Source organism: Streptomyces sp. NPDC060031 (assembly GCF_042736805.1).
Lineage (GTDB): Bacteria > Actinomycetota > Actinomycetes > Streptomycetales > Streptomycetaceae > Streptomyces.
In genome coordinates this window covers 78,285-97,659 of the sequence record NZ_JBHWVM010000023.1, presented here as the reverse complement: position 1 = coordinate 97,659, position 19,375 = coordinate 78,285, and the positions used below count along the sequence as shown (strand labels likewise).

At 71.3% G+C, this 19,375-nt stretch carries 20 protein-coding genes and 1 pseudogene; 10 read left to right on the top strand and 11 right to left on the bottom strand.

Annotated elements, in window-relative coordinates; translation table 11 throughout:
• Positions 1-113 precede the first annotated feature (113 nt).
• A complete protein-coding gene (locus tag ACFWB8_RS13475) occupies positions 114-3,293 on the bottom strand; it encodes a discoidin domain-containing protein (RefSeq protein ID WP_385225439.1) in 3,180 nt (1,059 codons plus the stop codon).
• Between the two features lie 178 nt (positions 3,294-3,471).
• Between ACFWB8_RS13475 and ACFWB8_RS13470 the strand changes: the two genes are divergently transcribed.
• Both ACFWB8_RS13470 and ACFWB8_RS13465 read left to right on the top strand, forming a co-directional pair.
• On the top strand, positions 3,472-3,717 hold the full coding sequence (locus ACFWB8_RS13470; RefSeq protein WP_385225437.1) for a hypothetical protein: 246 nt from the start codon (positions 3,472-3,474) through the stop codon (positions 3,715-3,717).
• A complete protein-coding gene (locus ACFWB8_RS13465) occupies positions 3,714-4,202 on the top strand; it encodes a hypothetical protein (protein WP_385225435.1) in 489 nt (162 codons plus the stop codon). Before ACFWB8_RS13470 ends, ACFWB8_RS13465 begins: the two co-directional genes overlap by 4 nt.
• 127 nt (positions 4,203-4,329) lie before the next feature.
• On the opposite strand, the gene ACFWB8_RS13460 is transcribed toward ACFWB8_RS13465, so the two are convergent.
• On the bottom strand, positions 4,330-4,767 hold the full coding sequence (locus tag ACFWB8_RS13460; protein ID WP_385225433.1) for an ATP-binding protein: 438 nt from the start codon (positions 4,765-4,767) through the stop codon (positions 4,330-4,332).
• 126 nt (positions 4,768-4,893) lie between these two features.
• Here ACFWB8_RS13460 and ACFWB8_RS13455 point away from each other — a divergent pair, with 126 nt between their 5' ends.
• From ACFWB8_RS13455 to ACFWB8_RS13445, 3 genes are read left to right on the top strand one after another with little or no spacing between them, the layout of a single operon-like run.
• Positions 4,894-5,742 (top strand): helix-turn-helix domain-containing protein, encoded by an 849-nt coding sequence (locus tag ACFWB8_RS13455; protein ID WP_385225431.1) that lies wholly within the window; start codon positions 4,894-4,896, stop codon positions 5,740-5,742.
• Positions 5,739-5,987, top strand: a complete 249-nt coding sequence (locus tag ACFWB8_RS13450; protein ID WP_385225429.1) for a DUF397 domain-containing protein — start codon at positions 5,739-5,741, stop codon at positions 5,985-5,987. The genes ACFWB8_RS13455 and ACFWB8_RS13450 overlap by 4 nt, the downstream gene beginning before the upstream one ends.
• Positions 5,984-6,382 carry a VOC family protein gene (locus ACFWB8_RS13445; RefSeq protein ID WP_385225427.1) on the top strand — a complete coding sequence of 133 codons (399 nt, stop codon included), beginning with the start codon at positions 5,984-5,986 and terminating at the stop codon, positions 6,380-6,382. Before ACFWB8_RS13450 ends, ACFWB8_RS13445 begins: the two co-directional genes overlap by 4 nt.
• Here ACFWB8_RS13445 and ACFWB8_RS13440 read toward each other — a convergent pair.
• Positions 6,346-6,750 (bottom strand): winged helix-turn-helix transcriptional regulator, encoded by a 405-nt coding sequence (locus tag ACFWB8_RS13440; RefSeq protein ID WP_385225425.1) that lies wholly within the window; start codon positions 6,748-6,750, stop codon positions 6,346-6,348. The genes ACFWB8_RS13445 and ACFWB8_RS13440 overlap by 37 nt on opposite strands.
• Positions 6,751-6,808: 58 nt before the next feature.
• Here ACFWB8_RS13440 and ACFWB8_RS13435 point away from each other — a divergent pair, with 58 nt between their 5' ends.
• A complete protein-coding gene (locus tag ACFWB8_RS13435; RefSeq protein WP_385225423.1) occupies positions 6,809-7,423 on the top strand; it encodes an NAD(P)-dependent oxidoreductase in 615 nt (204 codons plus the stop codon).
• Positions 7,420-7,866 carry a nitroreductase/quinone reductase family protein gene (locus ACFWB8_RS13430; RefSeq protein WP_385225421.1) on the top strand — a complete coding sequence of 149 codons (447 nt, stop codon included), beginning with the start codon at positions 7,420-7,422 and terminating at the stop codon, positions 7,864-7,866. Before ACFWB8_RS13435 ends, ACFWB8_RS13430 begins: the two co-directional genes overlap by 4 nt.
• An 8-nt stretch (positions 7,867-7,874) precedes the next feature.
• Here the strand turns inward: ACFWB8_RS13430 and ACFWB8_RS13425 are convergent, their stop codons facing one another.
• Together ACFWB8_RS13425 and ACFWB8_RS13420 are read right to left on the bottom strand one after the other, a co-directional pair.
• The gene (locus ACFWB8_RS13425) at positions 7,875-8,159 is read right to left on the bottom strand and encodes a hypothetical protein (RefSeq protein WP_385225419.1); all 285 of its coding nucleotides are present in this window, start codon (positions 8,157-8,159) and stop codon (positions 7,875-7,877) included.
• Between the two features lie 67 nt (positions 8,160-8,226).
• Positions 8,227-9,798 carry an APC family permease gene (locus ACFWB8_RS13420; protein WP_385225417.1) on the bottom strand — a complete coding sequence of 524 codons (1,572 nt, stop codon included), beginning with the start codon at positions 9,796-9,798 and terminating at the stop codon, positions 8,227-8,229.
• A gap of 285 nt (positions 9,799-10,083) precedes the next feature.
• On the opposite strand from ACFWB8_RS13420, the gene ACFWB8_RS13415 reads away from it, so the two are divergent.
• Positions 10,084-10,758, top strand: coding sequence for a hypothetical protein (locus tag ACFWB8_RS13415; protein ID WP_385225415.1), 675 nt, complete (start codon positions 10,084-10,086; stop codon positions 10,756-10,758).
• A 73-nt stretch (positions 10,759-10,831) separates the two neighbouring features.
• Here the strand turns inward: ACFWB8_RS13415 and ACFWB8_RS13410 are convergent, their stop codons facing one another.
• The 5 genes from ACFWB8_RS13410 to ACFWB8_RS13390 all read right to left on the bottom strand — a co-directional run bounded on the left by ACFWB8_RS13410 (position 10,832) and on the right by ACFWB8_RS13390 (position 17,255).
• Positions 10,832-12,337: an aldehyde dehydrogenase family protein gene (locus ACFWB8_RS13410; RefSeq protein ID WP_385225413.1), complete on the bottom strand. Its 1,506-nt coding sequence runs from the start codon at positions 12,335-12,337 to the stop codon at positions 10,832-10,834.
• Complete coding sequence (locus ACFWB8_RS13405) at positions 12,334-14,073, bottom strand: amidohydrolase family protein (RefSeq protein ID WP_385225411.1); 1,740 nt, start codon at positions 14,071-14,073, stop codon at positions 12,334-12,336. The genes ACFWB8_RS13410 and ACFWB8_RS13405 overlap by 4 nt, the downstream gene beginning before the upstream one ends.
• Positions 14,074-14,268: 195 nt before the next feature.
• Complete coding sequence (locus tag ACFWB8_RS13400) at positions 14,269-15,396, bottom strand: LLM class flavin-dependent oxidoreductase (RefSeq protein WP_385225409.1); 1,128 nt, start codon at positions 15,394-15,396, stop codon at positions 14,269-14,271.
• Between the two features lie 107 nt (positions 15,397-15,503).
• Positions 15,504-16,289 carry an SDR family NAD(P)-dependent oxidoreductase gene (locus ACFWB8_RS13395; RefSeq protein ID WP_385225407.1) on the bottom strand — a complete coding sequence of 262 codons (786 nt, stop codon included), beginning with the start codon at positions 16,287-16,289 and terminating at the stop codon, positions 15,504-15,506.
• An 18-nt stretch (positions 16,290-16,307) separates the two neighbouring features.
• Entirely contained in the window at positions 16,308-17,255 is a 948-nt protein-coding gene (locus ACFWB8_RS13390) for an LLM class F420-dependent oxidoreductase (RefSeq protein ID WP_385225405.1), read from the bottom strand.
• 182 nt (positions 17,256-17,437) lie between these two features.
• Between ACFWB8_RS13390 and ACFWB8_RS13385 the strand changes: the two are divergent.
• A pseudogene (locus tag ACFWB8_RS13385) lies at positions 17,438-17,883 on the top strand (type II toxin-antitoxin system VapC family toxin).
• A 38-nt stretch (positions 17,884-17,921) separates the two neighbouring features.
• Positions 17,922-18,581, top strand: coding sequence for a hypothetical protein (locus ACFWB8_RS13380; protein WP_385225403.1), 660 nt, complete (start codon positions 17,922-17,924; stop codon positions 18,579-18,581).
• Here ACFWB8_RS13380 and ACFWB8_RS13375 read toward each other — a convergent pair.
• The gene (locus ACFWB8_RS13375; RefSeq protein WP_385225401.1) at positions 18,553-19,350 is read right to left on the bottom strand and encodes a hypothetical protein; all 798 of its coding nucleotides are present in this window, start codon (positions 19,348-19,350) and stop codon (positions 18,553-18,555) included. The two genes, ACFWB8_RS13380 and ACFWB8_RS13375, sit on opposite strands and share 29 nt — an antisense overlap.
• Positions 19,351-19,375: the final 25 nt, after the last annotated feature.

The window sequence follows — 19,375 nt, the reverse complement described above, 5'->3', positions numbered from 1 at the left end:
TTCGTGCGCGTCCGGGAGGGCTTCCCGATTTACCTCTCAACCCATTCTGGATCCTAAACCCCCCGGCCGGCCCGACGGTGTCGGGCATGCCGGGGCGGCGGCAGATCCGGGCGTCAGCCGACGCCGATCTCACCGAGTTGCATGTAGTGCTCGCCGAACTGGTCGACACTCAGCCTGGTGCCGCTGATCTTCACGTAGCGGGCCACGGCCGGCTCGAACGAGAAGGTCTGGGTGTCGGCGCCGGGGCGCGGCCGGCCGCGCTCGTCCGCGACGGTGGTCCAGTTGACGTTGTCCGTCGAGACCTGAACGGTGAAGTCGACCGGGAAGCCGAGCCCCGTGTTCACCCCGTCGGTGCGCGGCGTGAGCCGGACCTGGCTGATCAGGCTCGACCCCTGGAGGTCGACGGTGATCCACTCGTTGGCCGCGGCCGTGGCCGACTTCTGGCTGCTCCAGCCCAGCGAGTAGCCCTGCGCCGAGTTCAGCGCGCCGTCGGTGGCCGCCCGGCGCTTCCATCCCGAGCCCTCGATGGAACTCGACGCGGTCACGGGCCGGTTCGCGGCCAGGTTCTCGCCGGCCGCCTCGATCTCGGCGAGTTGCAGGTGGTGGTTGCCGTGCGGGTCCTTGCGCAGCTTCGTCCCGGTGACCTTGACGTAACGCACGTCGGCCGGCGCGAACGGGAAGGACTGCGCGGAAGCGTCCGGCCTGGGGTGGTCGCGCTTGTCGGCGACGGTGGTCCAGGTGGCGTTGTCCGTCGACACCTGGACGGTGAAGTCGACGGGGAAGCCGAGCCCGGTGTTGGCGCCGTCGGCGCGCCCGAAGAGGTCCAGGCGGCTGATGCGGCGCTCGGCCCCCAGGTCCACCGTCACGGACTCGGTGTGGTCGACGGACAGGTTGTCGACGCTGCTCCAGCCGTTGGTGCCGGTGGGCAGGGAGCGGCGGCCGTCGGTGAGCGCCTTCGCGCTCCAGCCGTCGGCCTCGTAACTGCTGGACGCGGTGACCGCGGCGCCCTCGACGGGGTTGCCGCCGGGGTTGAGCCGCACGTTGTCGAACCGGGCGCTGGCTCCGCCGGTGGCGAGTCCGACGTTGCCGACGGGGTAGCCCGTGTCGGTGAGCGAGATCAGCTCCGTCGCTCCGGCGTACACCTTGAGGGCGGAGCCGCGGGTGACGGCCCGCAGGGTGACCGTCTGGCCGGAGGTGTAGCCCGGCACCTTCGCCTTGGCGAGGTCGGCGCCGCTGCGGTTGACGAAGACCTCCCCGTTGTCGCGCAGCGCCACCAGGTACCCGGTCTGCCGGTCGGTGGGGTTCTGGCTGTGGACGGTCAGACCGGCCCAGTTGGTGGCGCCGCCGTCGGCACTGACACCGGTGATCCGGACGTCCACGGACGCGGCGACGTCCCCGTAGGCGCGTCCGGCCACCGCGGAGACCGTGTCCCAGTCGGCGGCGGTGCTGCTCTGTACGTAGGCCTGGTCACCGGTGACCGACCAGGAGCCGCGGGTGTGCCGCCACTCGGCGTCGTCGCCCGCGGAGAAGTCCTCGGTGAACGGGTAGGAGGCGTCAGGTCCCTGCCCGGTGAGGGCGTCAAGGATCTGCTTGTGGCGCTGGTCGAGCTCCGCGCCCGAGGTGGTGAACTCGGTGGTGTTCGTGATCAGGGACGCGGTCAGCGCCCGTGCCAGGACCGGCTTGACGGCGCCGAGTCGGTTCAGCAGCTCGTAGTCCTGGATGCCGGCCAGCAGGGCCTCGCTGCGCATGCTGTCGTAGACGTCGAGGGCGTTCTTGTTCGGGCGCACCAGGAACGGATCGCCGTTGGTCGAGCCGTCGAAGGTGTCGACGTGGTCGAAGCGTTGCGGGTCACCCGTCGGCTGCGTCCAGATGTTCCAGCCCCAGTGCAGGAATCCCTTGGCCCCCACCGCCGAGGCCATCCACGGCGTCAGACGGGAGTCGGAGAGCGGGTAGCTGATGAAGCGGTTCGGGTGGCGGTCCCGCGGGCCGATGCAGTAGTAGAGCCACAGGTCTTTGCCGGCGAGGCGCTGGTTCTGGTAGTAGCCCGCGTTCGCGTCGTAGTGATCGTCGAGCAGCGGCGTGACGGTGCCGAGCACGGAGTCCAGGGCGGGTACCGCCTCGTGGTGGGCTTCGTTCGTCTGCCCCTGCGGGAAGTACGCGCGGAAGCGCTCGTAGAGCCAGCGCGCGGCGGAAACCTGGGTCTGGTCGGCCTTGTAGGGCTCGTCGACCGCGCTCATGTAGAACGCGTCGCTCCACCGGCGGCCGGGTGCGCAGGTCGGCCCCGCGTCCAGGCACTTGGAGTCGAGGTGGGCCTTCAGCGCGGGGAGCACGGTGTCGACGTACGCGGTGGCCTCTTGCGAGCCCGGAGTCAGGTATCCCATCTTCACCCCGCCGTTGCCGTCGGCGACGAGCGCCTCCAGGTTCCGGCCGGCGTCCTCGACGAGGGTGGGCGTGTAGATGTACTGGAGTGCTCCGGAGTCCTGGAAGAGCTGGACGAAGCGGTCGAAGTTCTTCCAGGTGAAGGTGTACTTGCCGTCCACGAGCGTGGTGTCGGGGATGGAGAGGGCCTGGAAGTCCGCGTAGATGACGTTGTTGCGGTGCTTGGCGTGGTTCTTGGCGAAGTTCCCCATGAGCGTCCACCACTCGGGGGAGAAGGCCGAGACCCCGTACTGGTCGGGTATGGACGACGCCGTCCACTTGTAGTCCCAGCCGACCGAAGTGAACCAGTTGTTCATCCGGAACGTCGACCGGTTCGCCGGGGGCACCTCGGCGTCGTACACCTTCACGGAGACGGGCACGTCCACCGGACCGGCCGAACTCCGCACGGTGGCCGTGCCGGTGTAGGTGCCGGGAGCCTGCCCGGTGGGCACCGCCACGCTGTAGTGGTAGGGCTGCGTGGTGTTCGGTGCCAGCTGGTGGGGGGCGTTGCCGACGAGCGCGTCGTAGTACGCCGCGCCACCGTCCGGCGGCTCCTGCTGGCGGCCGCTCGGGATCTTCGAGATGCTCGGGTGGTTGTACTCGCGGTTCACGGTGATCCGGGAGGACGGGATCACGGCTCCGCCCGGCCCGGTGAGGTCGCTCGCCTGTACCGACATGCCGTTCAGCGCCCCCGCGGCGCGAACGACGATCTGGGCGGCCTGGACCTCGTTGCGCGCCGCGAACAGCGTCACCGCGTTCGTTGGCCGTTGGGGTGCGGGCGAGGAGGAGAAGACGTGGTCGGCGCCGCTCGCGACCCAGACCGACGGCTGTGCCGCGGCGGCGGCCGACCCCGGGGCGACGGCGGAAGCCAGCAACAGGCAGGCTGCTGCCGCGACTGACGTCCCTATGGATGTTTTTTTCACAATGTCCTTTGAAACTCGGCCAGATCTGCGCACGACGGATCCGTGGCATTGGCCAGTCATATCAACAGCCGCGGCCACAGCCTCTGAAACTCCGTCGACGGGCGGGCCCGGCGTGTCCGACCATGGCGGCATGCCGGGACAGTGCAAGCGCAAGAATCGCCAGGAGGCGGCCCAGCGGCGCCGCGACGCGACGCCGGGGCACTGGGAGCCGCTGTTCTCCACCCAGGACCAGGCGGAGTTCCGCGACCGCGTCCGCCGCCTGTACGAGGAGGGCGTGGCCACCGCGGACCAGCTCCGGTTGGACACCTTCTGCGGCCGCCTGGTGCACCCGACCACCTACCGGGTCAGCATCTTCGTCCCGGAGGCCCGCTCATGACCGCCCGGTGGGAGGAACTCCCCGCCGGTGTCCGCGGCCAGGTCGACGGCTACGTCCTGCAGGACAACCGGTTCCAGGCGATCCGCGTCGCCTGGGAAACCGGCCGCGCCCGGGGGATCGGCCTGGTCGAGGCCCAGAAGATCGTCCACAGCCGCTACGAGCACTTCGGCGCGAGGGTGGCCCGTACGCCCGACTCCCCCCTCGACCTGGACTCCCTCGCGGCCCGCGCCTGCGGCATCCGGGGCCGGGTGGTGGCGATCGAGGCCCTCTGGGACGGGGACACCGTCCACGACTGGTTCGTGGTGCTGCGGGCGATCGCGGACGACCCGGCCTCCGAACACCCCCTGGCCACCGTCTACAGCCACATGGGCGGCGCGGACGCGGCCACCGACGCGGGCCGCTCACTTGCGGACCACCTCGGTGTGCCGTTCCACTTCGCCAGTCCCGACACCCCCGACGACGAGGCACCCCGCTGGCGCGCCTGACCGGCCGGGCGGGGGCACGGAGAAGCCGGTCTCGCCGTCGGCGATCATCTGCCGCATGCGGGCCACCGCAACGGCTCTGCGGTGACGGTCTTCGGGACCGTCGCACGCATGCTCCCCGACCGGGGTGTCAGCCAACGCCCAGCTCCGCCCAGACGGTCTTGCCGATCAGGCGGTCCGAGACGCCCCAGGCGCCAGCCACGGCGTCCACGATGCGCAGCCCGTAACCGGAGTCGGCCCCGTAGGCGTGCGGGCGGACCTCGGGGCGCCGGTCGCGGCGGGCATCGGACACCTCAAGCCGCAGCACGCCCTCCAGCAGCACCATCCGCAGCTCGAAGTCCCGCCCCGGCACCCGCCCGTGGGTGACGGCGTTCGAGGCGAGCTCGGCCACGAGCAGCCCCGCGTCGGCGGCGAGCGCGGTGGACTCGGGGATGCCCCAGTCGTGCAGTTCCACGAGGGCCAACTGCCGGGCGAGCCTGGCGCCGCGGCGGGTGCAGCTGAAACGCTGGGTGAACGTGCGTACGAGGACGGCCGGGGTGGGGCCGGCGGCGCCGGAGAGTGCGGTCATGGCGGCAACCTCCCGTGCGGCCAGATCAGTTCACAGCACGCGAACCGCTACTTTTCATCTGTACGAGCACACTCTCTGGACAGTAGCGGTCACACCCCGTGACCCTGGTCCGGGGAGGTGACCGCCATGGCAAGGGCCGACAACAGCGGTGACGGTGAACGTGACGGCGAGGTGGAGCCGGACAGCGACTTGCGGAACTTCGGCGAGACGCTCAAGGCCTGCCGCAAACGCGCCGGCCTGACCCAGGAGCAACTGGCCCCGCTGGTCCGCTACTCGGTCCAGTACGTCGGCTCGGTGGAACAGGGCCGCCGCCACCCGTCACCGAGGTTCGTCGACCGGACGGAGGAGGTGCTGGACGCCTTCGGCGTCATCCGCATCGCGGCGAAGCGCCTGAACCGGCGCCGGGGGCTGGCAAAGTGGTTCCGGCGGTGGGCGGAGCTGGAGGAGGCCGCCGTCACGCTGAATACGTACGAGTGCCGGTCGATCCCGGGGCTGCTGCAGACGGAGGCGTATGCGCGGGCACTGATCGAGAGCGTGGTGCCGCCCCCGGCCCCCGAGCAGGTGGAGGCGCGCATCACGGCCCGTCTGGACCGCCAGCGGCTGCTGTACCGCACGCCCTTCACCGTCTTCAGCTTCATCATCGACGAGTCGGTGATCGAGAAGCAGACCGGCGGTCCGGAGGTGACGCGCGAACTGATCGACCACCTCTTGGAGTGCATGAAGCTACCCAACGTCGACTTCCAGATCATGCCGAAGGTCAGCCCGCAGCACGCGGGCCTCGGCGGCCCCTTCCAGCTCCTCGAAACCCAGGAGCATGAGTGGCTGGGCTACACCGAAGGACAGCAGACGGGTCGAGTGATATCCGACCCGAAAGACGTCAGCGTCCTCCACCAGCGGTATGCCAAACTTCGCATCCAGGCCCTCAATCCTGCGGACAGTGCGGGCCTGTTGATGCGAATGCGAGGATCCCTGTGAACAGCTCCCGGTTGCGGTGGTTCAAGAGCAGTTACAGCAGCGGCGACGGTGACAGCTGCATCGAAGTCGCCCTCTCCTGGCACAAGTCCACCTACAGCGGCAGCCAAGGCGACGACTGCGTCGAGGTCGCGTCCTGCACCGACGCCGTGCACGTCCGCGACTCCAAGCAGACGGCCGGCCCCGAGCTCGCCGTCGCCCCGACGGCCTGGACCGCCTTCCTCGGCGGCGTAGTCTCCGCCGCGTGATCACCGCGCAGACCCACATACGGATCGCCCGCCCGTCCCGGGACCTCATCGCCGCCGAGCGGTTCTACGTGGACGGGCTCGGGCTCGCGGTGCAGTGGCGTACCGCTGAGCGCGTGTCCGGCGAGCACGACCTGCTGATGGTCGGGCCCGCCGGGGGCGGCTGGCACTTCGAGCTGACCCGGGACCCCGAGAATCCGGTCGCGCCCGCGCCCACCGTGGACGACCTGTTCGTGGTGTACCTCGGGCAGGCGCCCGACGAGGCGCTCGTGCGCCGGCTCGTCGAGCACGGCGGGACCAGGGTCGCCTCGCACAACCCGTACTGGGACGAGTACGGGGTCACCGTCGAGGACCCCGACGGCTACCGGCTGGTGCTCTGCTCCCGTACCTGGGGCTGAGCCGCGGCCAGGCCGGCCTCCTGGGCGTCGAGGAGGTCGTCCCAGTGTTCGCGCGTCCACTCGCAGGCCGCGTCCAGCGGGCCCAGCAGGCCGCGGCCGAGCGGGGTGAGGGCGTACTCGACGCGGCGCTCGGGGCCGTCGTGTTCGGTGCGGCTGACGAAGCCGTCGCGTTCCAGGCCGCGCAGGGACTGCGTCAGGGACTTGGAGGTGATCCCGGGGAGCGGGACCTTCAGTTCGGAGAAGCGGCGGGGGCCGTCCTGGAGGCAGCGCAGGATCAGGGTCGCCCACTTGTCGCCGATCCGGAACGGGACCAGGGGCGAGGGGCAGACGGGGTCGAACATCTCCGGGTCCAGGGGCTGCTGCGTCATGATCCCCACGGTAGGCCGGTATCCGATCGGTAACCAGCCCTCCTCCTACGCTCGCCCCATGACGACGAACGAGCAGGAAACAGTCGGCCGCATCATCGTGTTCGGCGGGCGCGGGCGAGTGGGGCGGGCCGTGGTCGCGGAGGCGCGGGCGCGGGGGTACGAGGTGACCGTGGCGGGGCGGGCCGACGGGGAGGTGACGTCGGCGGTGGACGTGGCGCGGCTGGCGGCGGGGCACGACCTGGCCGTGGCGGCGGTGTACGACCCGCAGGTGGCGCCCGGGGAGTTCTTCCCGGCAGCGGGGCGGGCGCTGGCGGTGGGGCTGTCCGAGGCGGGGGTGCGGCGGCTGGTGTCCGTCGGCCTGGCTTCCGTACTGCCCACCGGGTCGGGGGCGCTGCTGATGGACACCCCGGGGTATCCGCAGGAGTGGCGGGAGTTCTCCGTCGGCCACGGCGACGGTACCGACGCGCTGCGGGCGGCGGCGCCGGCCGGGCTGGACTGGGCGGTGCTGAGCCCGGCCGGGGACTTCGCCGACGGGGAGCCCGCAGGGGGCTACGCCTTCGCTCCTGCCGACGCCGCGGGGCGGATCTCGCACGCGGACTTCGCGCGGGCGGTGCTGGACGAGGCCGTGGCCCCGACGGTGCACGCCGCGCACGCGGGGGTGGCGGCGGCGTGAGCGACAGCCCGAACCCGTGGGTCGCCGAGCACATCCGCCGCTTCGAGGAGACCGGCGGGGTGCCGCGCCCGGGGATCCGCGACCTGCTGCTGACGACCCGGGGGCGGAAGTCCGGTCTGCACCGCCGGACGGCGCTGGCCTACGTACGGGACGGGGAAGGGGACGGGGGCGGGGCCGGGGCCGGGGACGGGGCCGCGTACGTGCTGACGGCGTCGAACGCGGGGGCCGACCGGCACCCGGCCTGGTACCTGAACCTGGAGGCCGACCCTGCGGTGACCCTCCAGGTCGGCACGGAAACCTTCCCGGCGGCGGCGCGGCGCGCGAGCGCGGCCGAGGCGCAGAGGCTGTGGCCGGCGGTGGTCGCCGCGATGCCCTCGTACGCGGCGTACCGGGCGGCCACGGACCGGGAGATCCCGCTGGTGCTGGTGACCCGTACGGGCTGAGGGGCGGCTCAGCCGACCTTCGGGGCCTTCGGCAGACCGGCGGACAGGGCGCCCCCGAGGGACGGGTCGGTCGCCTTCGAGGCGGACCCGGCGGCGGCCGCGGTGACGGCGACGGCCGTCTTCGCTTCCTGGACGGTGTGCGCGGGGTGGTCGACGATGCCGGCGGCGCGCTCGACGATCGGCTGCCCCTGGGCGGGCTGCCCGTCGGCGGCGTGCGCGAGGCCGGGAGTCAGTGCGAGTGCGGCGCCCCCGGAAAGCACCAGGGCGGCAAGGCTGCGCTTCATGGCGTTCATGCCCCACCCAACGACCCGCCCACCCCGGGGTCACCACGCACCCCCACTTTGGAGTGAGCCGGGCGGATCAGTCCTCGACCACCAGGGACGGGGTGGACTTCGTCAGGGTCTGGCCGCGGAAGAAGGCCGGGGTGCGGCGTTCGGTGAGGAACATGACGACCAGGCCGAGGGCCAGGAGGCCGACGCCGATGACGAAGACGTTGCCGACGCCGAGGCCGGGGATGTGCGAGCCGGAGCCGTAGGACGGGTCCCAGGCGTCGTAGAGGGTCTTGCAGAAGACCGCGGCCAGCAGGAGGCCGCCCAGGACCGGGAAGACGCCCTTGAAGAGCAGGTCGCGGGCGCCTGCGCGCAGTTCGCGGCGGAAGTACCAGGCGCAGGCGAAGGCCGTGAGGGAGTAGTAGAAGCAGATCATCAGGCCGAGGGCGAAGATCGTGTCGGTCAGGACGTTCTCGCTGAGCAGGGTCATCACCGTGTAGAACACGCCGGTGGCGACGCCCGCGACGACCGTGGCGCGGCCGGGGGTCTTGTAGCGCGGGTGGACCGTGGCGTAGGAGGCCGGCAGGGCCTTGTACGTCGACATGGCGAGGACCGTGCGGGCCACGGGGATGAAGGTGGTCTGCAGGGAGGCGGCGGCGGACGCCAGGACCGCGACGAAGAGCAGGATGCCGAGCACCGGGCCCATGACGGGGCCGGCGAGGGCGGCGAAGACGTTGTCGGAGGTCTCCTCGTTGCCGAGGCCGAGGCCCGCGCCGCCGGAGCCGACGGCCATCTGGGCGGCGATGCCGGTGGCCAGGTACGAGCCGACGAGGACGACCATCGCGATGAGCGAGGCGCGGCCGGGGGTCTTGGCGGAGCCGGTGGTCTCCTCGTTGGAGGCGAGGCAGGCGTCCCAGCCCCAGTACATGAAGATCGAGAGCGAGAGTCCGGCGGTGAAGGCCGCCATGGACTCGACCGCGAAGGGGTTCATCCAGGACCAGGAGAAGTCCAGTCCGGTGTCGAAGGTGCCGGCGGAGCCCTTCTGGAAGGCCATGACGACGAAGACGCCGAGGACGACGAGCTGGAGGCCGACCAGGCCGTACTGGATGCCCTTGGTGGCCGTCATGCCGCGGTAGCTGATGGCGGTCGCGGCGGCGATGAGGGTGAGGCAGGTGGCGATGTGGACGAGTTTGTTGTCGTCCAGGGCCGCGATCGAGGGGTTGCTCGTGATCTCCCCGGCCAGCAGCCAGAAGTAGGACGTCGCGACGCCGGCGAGGTTGGAGAGCACGATGATCGTGGCGATCACCAGGCCCCAGCCGCACATCCAGCCGATCCGCGGGCCGAAGGCCTTGACGGTCCAGGTGAAGGAGGTGCCGCAGTCCGGCATGGCCTTGTTGAGCTCGCGGTACGCGAAGGCCACCAGGAGCATCGGGAGGAAGCCGGCGAGGAAGATCGCCGGCATCTGGACGCCGACTTCACCCGCGGTGGAGCCGAGGGTGGAGGTCAGGCAGTAGACGGGTGCGACGGTCGAGATGCCGATGACGGCGCTGCCCATCAGGCCGACCGAGCCCTTGCCGAGGCCCTTGCCGCGCACGTCGCCGGCGCCCCCGGCGCCGCCGCCTGCCGTGTCTGTGACCTGAGGCCGAACGTCCAGCTGTGTCATGTGTCAGGACGTTAGATGCTGCGGTTTCCACATCTGGAGGGCTTAAGTCCGGAAGCCCGCAGGCCCAAATCCCTTGGAATCCGCAGACGGAGACAGTTCACGAGCTCGCAATACAAGGTTTACTCAGGCATCTATCCGCAATTCAACAGCCCCGGACATGAGGTTCCGTCATGCGGAAACCGCAGCCTTGTCCGATTTGCGGCTTTTTGAACTTTCCCGTGTGACCGCAGTCACCCCCCTCCTCCGGTTTGCCGTGGACATGATCATCGCCCTAGAGTCCCGGCCGTGCGTATCAAGTCACTGCTCACCACTGTCATTGCCGTCACGGCCCTCCTCCCCCTCACCGCCTGCGGAAGCGGCGGGGACCAGGCGATCGGAGGCATCGGCGGGGATTCCGTCGTCGGTGGCACCGGCGAGGGCGACGGGGGCCCCAACGAAGGCACCCTGGACAACCCCACCAAGAACGGCGGGGTCAACGGAAACGCCCCCAAGAACGGGACCGCCTTCCAGCAGCTGCCCAAGGCGGCGACCATGGCCGCGGCCGCCCGCTACGTCAACGGGTACACGAAGTGCACCTCGGCCGCCACGGACAAGAACGACTACGAGTACTGGGACGACGACGCCCAGTACGACGCCAAGTGGTCCGTCACCGAACGCGGCGACTGCGGCAAGGGCACCCGCATCTTCATGCTCAAGGACGCCAAGGCCTTCCAGGCCGCCTACAAGGCGTCGATCGACGCGGAGCTCGCGGCGAACCCGAAGAAGGGCATCAACGGCGGCTTCGCCGTCGGCCAGGACTTCGCGGTCATCGCCACCAGCCGCAACGCCATCAGCGCCATGACCAAGCCGGGCGGGCTGTACATCCTGAACTGCAACCCCAACTTCGCCCCGCCCAGCGGGTACGTGAAGGAGAAGGCGCTCGTCAGCGGCTGCGTGCTCACCGACTACTTCAAGGACTGAGGTCAGGGTCAGGGGCAGGGGGGTGGGGGCTGCCCCACCACCCTGCCCCCAACCCCCTGCCCCCTCGTATTCCTCAGCCCGCCCAGACGATCGACTGCACCTCGCTGTACGCGTGCAGGGCGTACGAGCCGACATCCCGCCCGACCCCCGACCGCTTGAAGCCGCCGAACGGCGCCTCCATGTTCCGGCCGATGGTGTTGACGCCGACCCCGCCCGACCGCAGCCGGCGCGCGACCCGGAAGGCGCGGGCCGGATCCCCGGACCACACGTAGCTGATCAGGCCGAAGTCGCTGTCGTTCGCGAGCCGGACCGCCTCCTCCTCCGCGTCGCCACCAGCCCCGTCGAAGGGGACCACCACGACGACCGGGCCGAAGATCTCCTCGCGGACCACCCGCATGTCGCTCGTGCAGTCCACCAGCAGGGTCGGCGCCACGTAGAAGCCCTTTCCCGCCCGGCCCCCCTCGCCGACCACCGGCCGCTCACCGCCGTACGCGAGGCGCGCGCCCTCCTTGCGGCCCAGCTCGACGAACGACTCCACCCGGTCGCGGTGCACCGCCGAGATCACCGGGCCGACCACCGTGCCGCGCTCCGCCGGGTCGCCGACCTTCATGAAGCCCAGGTAGCCGGTCAGCTTCTCGATCAGCCGGTCGTAGACCGCCCGGTGGACGATCACCCGGGTCGGGGCCGTGCAGATCTGCCCGGAGTAGAAGGAGAAGGTGGTGCCGATCCCCGTCACCGCCGCGTCCAGGCCCGCGTCGTCCACGTCCTCGAAGACGATCGCCGCGCCCTTGCCGCCCAGCTCCATCAACTGCCGCTTCATGGTCCGCCCGCAGACCTCCGCGATGCGCTGCCCGACGCCCGTGGAACCGGTGAAGGACACCATGTCCACGTACGGGGAGTCCACGGCGGCCTCGCCGACTTCCACCGACCGGCCGTTCACCACGTTCACCACACCCGCCGGGACCCCCGCCTCCGCGAGGGCCTCGGCCATCTTGAACACCGACAGCGGGTCCTGCGGGGCCGGCTTGACCACCACCGTGTTGCCCATGGCCAGGGCCGGGGCCACCTTGCCCGCCGGGTTCGCCCACGGGTTGTTGTACGAGGTGATGCAGGTGACGACCCCGACCGGCTGGCGCACCTCCAGCGCGCCCAGGACGCTCGCCGCGCCCATCGGCCCGGCGTCGGTGACCTGCGGGGGCAGGCCCCGCTCGACCGGTTCCAGGGCGCCCTTCGCGTACCGCCGGAAGCGGGCCACCCCGACGCCGACCTGCATGCCGCGGGCGATCCCGGTGGGCGCGCCCGTCTCGGCCTGGGCCAGCGCCGACCAGGGCTCGTACTCCCGCTGGATGATGTCGGCGGCCCGGTCCAGGATCGCGGCGCGCTCCTCGGGCCGGGTGCGGGACCAGCTCCCGAAGGCCTCGGCCGCGGCGCGCGCCGCCTCCTCGACCTGGGCCGGCGAGGCCTCGGGGGCGAGGCCGACGACGGATTCGTCCGCCGGGTTGACCACCTCGTAGTGGCCGCCCGAGGGCTCGACCCACTCGCCGCCGATGTAGAGCCGCTGCGGCCCGTTCCCGCTCATCGGGTGCTCACCGTCCTCGTGTCCCTGCCGGAGCGCAGCACGATGCCCGGGATCGCCCCCGTCACCTCGTCGTCGCGGATGGTCTCGACGCCGTTGACCCGTACCGAGACGATGCCGATGGCCCGCGCGTCCAGCCGCGGGCTGTCACCGGGCAGGTCGTGCACGAGCGTCGCCGGGCCGGCCTCGATCCGCGCCGGGTCGAAGAGGACCAGGTCCGCGTGGTACCCCTCGGCGATCCGGCCGCGCTCGCGCAGCCCGAACAGCTGCGCCGGGTCGTCGGTGAGCATCCGTACCGCCTGCTCCAGCGGCAGCAGCTTGCGTCCGCGCAGGCAGTCCCCGAGGAACCGGGTCGTGTACGGGGCCCCGCACATGCGGTCCAGGTGCGCGCCCGCGTCGGAGCCGCCGAGCATGACGTCCTCGTGCTGCCAGGTCTCGGCGCGCAGGGCCCAGCTCGCCGGGTCGTTGTCGGTCGGCATGGGCCACAGCACCGTACGCAGTTCGTCGTTGGCGCAGATCTCCACCAGGCACCGGAAGGCGTCCAGGCCGCGCTCGGCGGCGATGTCGTTGACGACGCGCCCCGACAGGCCCTCGTTCTCCTTGCTGTACGTGTCACCGATGACGTAGCGCCCGAAGTCGGCCAGGCGCCGGAAGACCCCGGCCTCCTTGCTGTCGGCGCGGCGCAGCATCTCGGCCCGTACGTCCGGGTCGCGCAGCTTCTCGATCCGCTCCGGGACGGGCAGGCCGAGGATCTCGCCCCAGCCGGGGATGAGGTTGAGCGCGCAGAAGGTGCCGAGCGACATGTTCATGGGCGTCAGGATCGGCATCGTCAGCGCCACGATCCGGCCGCCGGCCTTGCGGGCGCGCTCGCTCGGGACCAGCTGGCGCGGGACGCGTTCGGGGACGGAGGAGTCGATGGTCAGGACGTTCCAGTTCAGGGGGCGGCCGGCGGCGGCGCTCATGTCGACGAAGAGGTCGATCTCCTCGTCGGAGAACTGGTCGAGGCAGCCCGCGACGATGGCTTCGAGCTGGGTGCCCTCGTGTTCGGCGACGGCCTCGCACAGCGCGAGGAGCTCCTGCGGCTCGGCGTGCCGGGAGGCGACGGGGGCGCCGGCGCCGTCGGAGTGGGTGGAGGACTGGGTGGTGGACAGTCCCCAGGCGCCGGCGTTCATGGCGTCGTGGAAGAGGTCGAGCATCTGCCGCATCTGCTCGGGGGTGGGCCGTCCGCCGACGGCGTCCTCGCCCATCACGTGCCGGCGCAGGGCGCAGTGGCCGACCATGAAGCCGGCGTTGACGGCTATCCGGCCTTCGAGTGCGTCGAGGTACTCGCCGAAGGTGGACCAGGTCCAGTCGACGCCCTCTTCGAGGGCCTTGAGGGCCATGCCCTCGACCTTGCTCATCATGCGGCGCGTGTAGTCGGCGTCCTCGGGGCGGGCCGGGTTGAGGGGGGCCAGGGTGAAACCGCAGTTGCCGCCGGCGATGGTGGTCACGCCGTGGTTCATGGAGGGGGTGGCGTACGGGTCCCAGAAGAGCTGGGCGTCGTAGTGGGTGTGCGGGTCGACGAAGCCCGGGGTCAGGACGAGGCCGGTCGCGTCCTCGGCGGTGCGCGAATCCTCGGTGACGGTGCCGGGGTCTGCGATGGCGACGATCCGGCCGTCGCGTATGCCGACGTCCGCGACGCGGGCGGGGGCGCCGGTGCCGTCCACGACGGTGGCGCCCTTGATCAGGTGGTCGAGCATGACGTCCCTTCCGTGTCCTGGGGCTCCGCCCCAGACCCCGCGCCTCAAACGCCGGCGGGGCTGTTCTCTGCCGGGCGACAGCCCGCATCCGGGGCCCCTGAGGGCCCCGGTCGGGGGTCGCCGGCCGGCCGCGGCCTTGACCTCCGGCCGGGGCCGGTTCGGGGCGGCGGTCCGGGAAGACGCCGCCCCCGTTCCTCAGGAGCCCGCGGCCTCGCGGAAGCGCGTGGTGCGGTGGACCGGGTCCGTGTCGATGTGCGGGATCACGTGCTCGCCGATGAGCTTGATCGTGGTCATGGTGTCCTCGGGGGACACCCCGGTCGGCAGGCCGAAGGACAGCTGGTCGGCGCCGGCCTCCTCCCAGCGCTTGCACTGCGCGCGGACCTCGTCCGGGTCGCCGCAGATCAGCAGCTCCTCGGCGATCAGCAGCTCGATGATCTCCGCGTTGTACGCCGGCAGCGTCTCGGGCCACTGCGGGATCGCCTCGGGCCGCGGGAAGGTGTCGTGGTAGCGGAAGACCAGCGACTGGAAGCGGTTCATGTTCGCGTTGACCGCGATCTCGACGGCCTTGTCATGGGTCTCGGCGCAGATCGCGGTCGAGGTGACCATGACGTTGTCGTTGACGAAGGCGCCGATGGCCTTCGCCTCCTGGACGGCCGTCTTGTACTGGTCCAGCACCCACGCCATGTCGGAGACCTTCTGCACGCTGAAGCCCAGCACGCCGAGGCCCTTCTTGGCCGCCATCGCGTACGAGGCGGGCGAGCCGGCGGCGTACCACATGGCCGGGTGCGCCTTCCCGTACGGCTTGGGGAAGATCTTGCGCGGCGGCAGGGACCAGTGCTTGCCCTGGAACCCCTCGTACTCCTCTTGGAGGAACATCTTGGGGAATTCCGCGATGGTCTCCTCCCAGATCTCCTTGGTGCCGTTCATGTCCTCGATGCCGGGGAGGAATCCGAGGATCTCGTGGCTGCCGGCGCCGCGGCCGGTGCCGAACTCGAAGCGGCCCTTGGAGAGGTGGTCGAGCATGGTGACCTTCTCGGCCACCTTGACCGGGTGGTTCACCGGGGCGAGCGGGTTGAAGATGCCGGAGCCGAGGTGGATGCGCTCGGTGGCGTGGGCGAGGTACCCGAGGAACACCTCGTTCGCCGACAGGTGCGAGTACTCCTCCAGGAAGTGGTGCTCGGAGGCCCAGGCGTACTTGAAGCCGGACTTGTCGGCCTGGATGACGTACTCGGTCTCCTCGATCAGCGCCTTGTGCTCTGCCTCGGGGTCGACCTTGGATCGCGCCTCAGGCACGTATCCCTGCACAAAGAGCCCGAATTCCAAGGGGGTTCACCGTCCTTTGGTTTCTGACGTTGCGTCAGATTCGATGCCACGACTGTTCCATCGCGAGGGCGGGAGCGTCAATACCTGACGCTCCATCAGATAGGCGGCTACACGATGCTGACGCCCGCCATCCAGCCGCCGTCGATGACGAACGGCTGGCCGGTGATGTACGAGGAGTCCTCGCCGGTCAGGAAGAGCGCGAGCCGCGCGATCTCCTGCGGCTGCCCGACCCGCCCCATCGGCACGACCTTCTTGTAGAGCTCGGCCATCGCGTCCCTGGCCTCGTCGGTCATGTTCGCCGGGTCCAGCAGGCCCGGGTTGGCCATCGGCGTGTCCACCGCGCCCGGGCACATCGCGTTGACCCGGATCCCCTTGGCCGCCAGCTCCAGCGCCGCCACCCGGGTCAGCCCGAGGATGGCCGCCTTGGTCGCGGCGTACGCGCCGACGTACGCCATGCCCGTCAGGCCCGTGTACGAGGAGGTGTTGACGATCGTGCCGCCGCCGGCCGCCTCGATCTCGGGGGCCACGGCCTTGATGCCGAGGAAGGCCCCGACCTGGTTGACCTCGATCACCTGGCGGAACTCCTCCAGCGGGGTCGCGGTGAGCTCGTTGAAGCGCAGGATGCCCGCGTTGTTGACCAGGCCGTCCACCCGGCCGAAGGCCTCCTTGGCCGTCGCGACGGCGGCCGCCCAGTCCTCCTCCCGGCTCACGTCCATCCGTACGTACCGGGCCCGGTCCTCGCCTATCTCCTTGGCGACCGCCGCGCCCTGCTCGTCCAGCACGTCGCCGAGGAGCACCTTGGCGCCCTCGGCGGCGAAGAGGCGGGCCTCCTGCTCGCCCTGGCCGCGCGCCGCCCCGGTGATGATGACGACGCGCCCGTCCAGCTTGCCCATGGTCACGACTCCCAGTCGCTAGTCATTGAGGAGCGGGGCCACATCGGCCCCGAACGCGGTGATCTGGTCGACGAGTTCGGCGCGGTCGCGGCTGCGGAAGCGGACCTGGATCTGGTCCACGCCGAGCGCCTTGTACGCGCGCAGGGACTCCGCCAGCGCCTGCGCCTTGCCCGTGAGGGCCCGGCGGCCGGTGTCCCAGCCGGGCTCGCCCACGTACAGCGCCTCGGTGATCGCGCCGAACTCGATGGGGCCCTCGACCCCGGCGGCCGCCCGGAGCTCCTTGATGCGGGCGATCTGCGCCGGGAGCTTGTCGCGCGGGTCGCCCTGCGGGAGCCAGCCGTCGCCGCGCACGGCGGCCCGGCGCAGGGCGGCGGGCGAGGAGCCGCCGACCCAGACGGGGATCCGCTCCTGGCTGGGCCGGGGCAGCTGGCCGAGGTCCTTGAAGGAGAACCGCTCACCCTCGAACCGCGGGTACTCCTCGGGCCCGAGGGCCGCGCGCAGGGCGTCCAGGGTCTCGTCGAGGACGGCCCCTCGGCGCTCGAAGTCCGCGCCGAGGACCTCGAACTCCTCCTGGACGTGACCGGCGCCGACGCCGAGGATCAGCCGGCCGCCGGAGAGGTGGTCGACGGTGGCGTACTGCTTGGCGCTGAGCAGCGGGTGGCGCAGGCCCAGGATCGCGACGTGGCTCAGCAGCCGCACGCGCTCGGTGACGCCGGCCAGGAAGGCCAGGGTGGCGACCGGGTCGTACCAGACGGTGCTCATGGGGCCGGCGAGCCGGCGCGGGATGGCCACGTGGTCGCAGGTGGCGACGTACCCGAAGCCCGCCCGGTCGGCGGCCCGCGCCACCTCGGCGAGATCGGCCGCGCCGGCCGACGCCTCCCAGGGTTCGGCGTAGATGGTGCTCTGCGACTGGATCGGGAGCTGCATCCCGTAGACCAGCCGACCTTCCGGAAACACGCGCGCCATGCCGTCCCCGCCTCGTCCTCGTCTGCCGATTCGTCATACCGACGCCGGGGGCCATCGTCGTAGCTGACGGTCCGTCAGGCAAGGGGTGGGCGCGAAGACGGCGCCGGACCCGCCGACCCGGCGTCCGTCGAGGCCAAGCGGGCGGTCCTGCGCGGCGAGGCGGCAGCCTCGTCGGACGCCGCGTGAGCGGGACGCTGGTCCTCGACTGCGAGGGGCTCTCCGACTCGTGCTCCAGGACTCCGGTCTGCTGGAGTGGCTTACGGCCGCGGAAGCCGAGGACATCCGGGTGGTGATCAGCTCCGTCACCCTCGTCGAGGCGCGGGACCCCCGGGTGAAGCAGGCCCGCTTCGACCACGCGGTGTCCCGGGTGAACGTGATCCCGCCGGGCGAGGCCATCGCCCGGCACGCGAGCAGGCTGCTCGCCGCCGCCGGGCTGCACGGACACGAGTACGCGCTGGACGCCGTCGTGGCCGCGACCGCCCTGGACCAGCCCGGACCCGTCACCTTGCTGACCTCGGATCCCGAGGACCTGACCGCCCTGTGCGGGAACCGGGTCCGGGTCGTCAGGATCTGGTCCCGGGAGCTCCGGCGCGCACGAGTCTGGCGGAAGCCCGGCCCGGGGACCTAGGGTGCGGCGCTCGGGCGGTGCGAGCGGCGAGGAGCGGCGTGGATCTGTTTCTGACCCTGGTCAGCGGGGTCGCGTGGACCGTGGTGTACGCCGAGGCGATCCGGGTCGGGCTGCGGGACCGTACGTACGCGATGCCGGTCGCGGCGCTCGCGCTGAACTTCGCGTGGGAGTCGACCTACGCCGTGAACGAGTTCCTCGGCGGGGTGTCCGCGCAGGGCGTCGTCAACGTGGTGTGGGCCCTCGCCGACGTCGTCATCGTCTACACCTACCTGCGCTTCGGGCGCGCGGAGCTCCCGGAGCTCGTGACCCGGCCGCTGTTCGCCGCCTGGAACGTGCTCGTCTTCGGCAGTGCCTTCGCCGTGCAGTGGCTGTTCCTCGCACACTTCGCCACCCACGACGCGACCCGGTACTCGGCCTTCCTCCAGAACCTGCTGATGTCCGGGCTGTTCGTCTCCCTCTACGCCGCCCGGCGCGGCCCCCGCGGCCAGTCGCTCGTCATCGCCGTCGCCAAATGGCTGGGGACGCTCGCCCCGACGATCCTCTTCGGGGTGATCGAGGACGCGCCGTTCATCCTCGGCCTCGGCATCCTGTGCAGCGTCTTCGACCTCGCCTACACCGGCCTGCTCCTGCAGGGCCGGCGGGCTCCGGCGGCGGCGCCGGAGCGGAGCCTCAAAAGCCTGCCGGACCCATCGCGATGACCGGCTTCGCGGCCGGGTCGAGGGTCTCCAGCACCTTCTTCATGGCCTCCTTCGGGATGCCCACACAGCCCTGCGAGGGGCCGTCGTGGTCCACGTGGAGCCAGATGTTGCCGCCCTTGCGCTCTCCGTCGGGCTTGGTCGGGTCCAGCGGCGAGGTCCCCGGCTTGCGGTTGAAGTCGATCGCGACGACGTAGTCGAAGGAACCCGCCAGCGACTCCCCCTCGACACCCCGGCCCGACGCGACGAAGGAGCCACTGCGGTCGTACGGGAACCTCGTGCCCGGCGGCTTCGCCAGCAGCCCGCCCGCGTCGGTCAGCGCGAACACGCCCTGCGGGGACGTCAGATCCCCGTACGTACGCTCCGTGGACCAGCCCTTCGCGCCGTTGCGCGCGGGCCAGCTGTCGCCCTTGACCCAGTCCGCGCCCGGCGCCGGGCGCGTGTACAGGGCGACGGTGGAGCGCGAGGAGTCCATCGCCTCGCCGGTGACCAGGACGAGCTGGCGGGACTCGGCGGGGATCCGCGCCCGGGTCTGTTCGCTCAGGCCGGGCAGACCCTGGAGGGCCTCGCGCTGCTCCCCGCGCGCCGCGCGCTCCGGGGCCGCCGCCCGGTCGTCGGCCGCCAGCGACTGCCGGGGATCCGCACCGGGCGTCTCGTACACGGCGTACGCCCAGCCCGCGCCGAAGATCAGCAGGCCGAGGGTGGCACCAATGGCCAGCGGACGCGAACGCGGGCGCCGGGAACGGGAACGGGCTCGGGCGTGCTTGCTCATTGGCCCGACCGTACTACACCGGCGA

Bases quoted from the DNA above. Each gene is read 5' to 3' on its own strand.
- ACFWB8_RS13405 (WP_385225411.1), bottom strand. From the start codon at position 14,073: ATGCTCGACCACCTGATCAAGGGCGCCACCGTCGTGGACGGCACCGGC.
- ACFWB8_RS13465 (WP_385225435.1), top strand. From the start codon at position 3,714: ATGACCGCCCGGTGGGAGGAACTCCCCGCCGGTGTCCGCGGCCAGGTC.
- ACFWB8_RS13470 (WP_385225437.1), top strand. From the start codon at position 3,472: ATGCCGGGACAGTGCAAGCGCAAGAATCGCCAGGAGGCGGCCCAGCGG.
- ACFWB8_RS13390 (WP_385225405.1), bottom strand. From the start codon at position 17,255: ATGGCGCGCGTGTTTCCGGAAGGTCGGCTGGTCTACGGGATGCAGCTC.
- ACFWB8_RS13420 (WP_385225417.1), bottom strand. From the start codon at position 9,798: ATGACACAGCTGGACGTTCGGCCTCAGGTCACAGACACGGCAGGCGGC.
- ACFWB8_RS13460 (WP_385225433.1), bottom strand. From the start codon at position 4,767: ATGACCGCACTCTCCGGCGCCGCCGGCCCCACCCCGGCCGTCCTCGTA.
- ACFWB8_RS13455 (WP_385225431.1), top strand. From the start codon at position 4,894: ATGGCAAGGGCCGACAACAGCGGTGACGGTGAACGTGACGGCGAGGTG.
- ACFWB8_RS13395 (WP_385225407.1), bottom strand. From the start codon at position 16,289: ATGGGCAAGCTGGACGGGCGCGTCGTCATCATCACCGGGGCGGCGCGC.
- ACFWB8_RS13435 (WP_385225423.1), top strand. From the start codon at position 6,809: ATGACGACGAACGAGCAGGAAACAGTCGGCCGCATCATCGTGTTCGGC.
- ACFWB8_RS13375 (WP_385225401.1), bottom strand. From the start codon at position 19,350: ATGAGCAAGCACGCCCGAGCCCGTTCCCGTTCCCGGCGCCCGCGTTCG.
- ACFWB8_RS13440 (WP_385225425.1), bottom strand. From the start codon at position 6,750: ATGACGCAGCAGCCCCTGGACCCGGAGATGTTCGACCCCGTCTGCCCC.
- ACFWB8_RS13410 (WP_385225413.1), bottom strand. From the start codon at position 12,337: ATGAGCGGGAACGGGCCGCAGCGGCTCTACATCGGCGGCGAGTGGGTC.
- ACFWB8_RS13425 (WP_385225419.1), bottom strand. From the start codon at position 8,159: ATGAACGCCATGAAGCGCAGCCTTGCCGCCCTGGTGCTTTCCGGGGGC.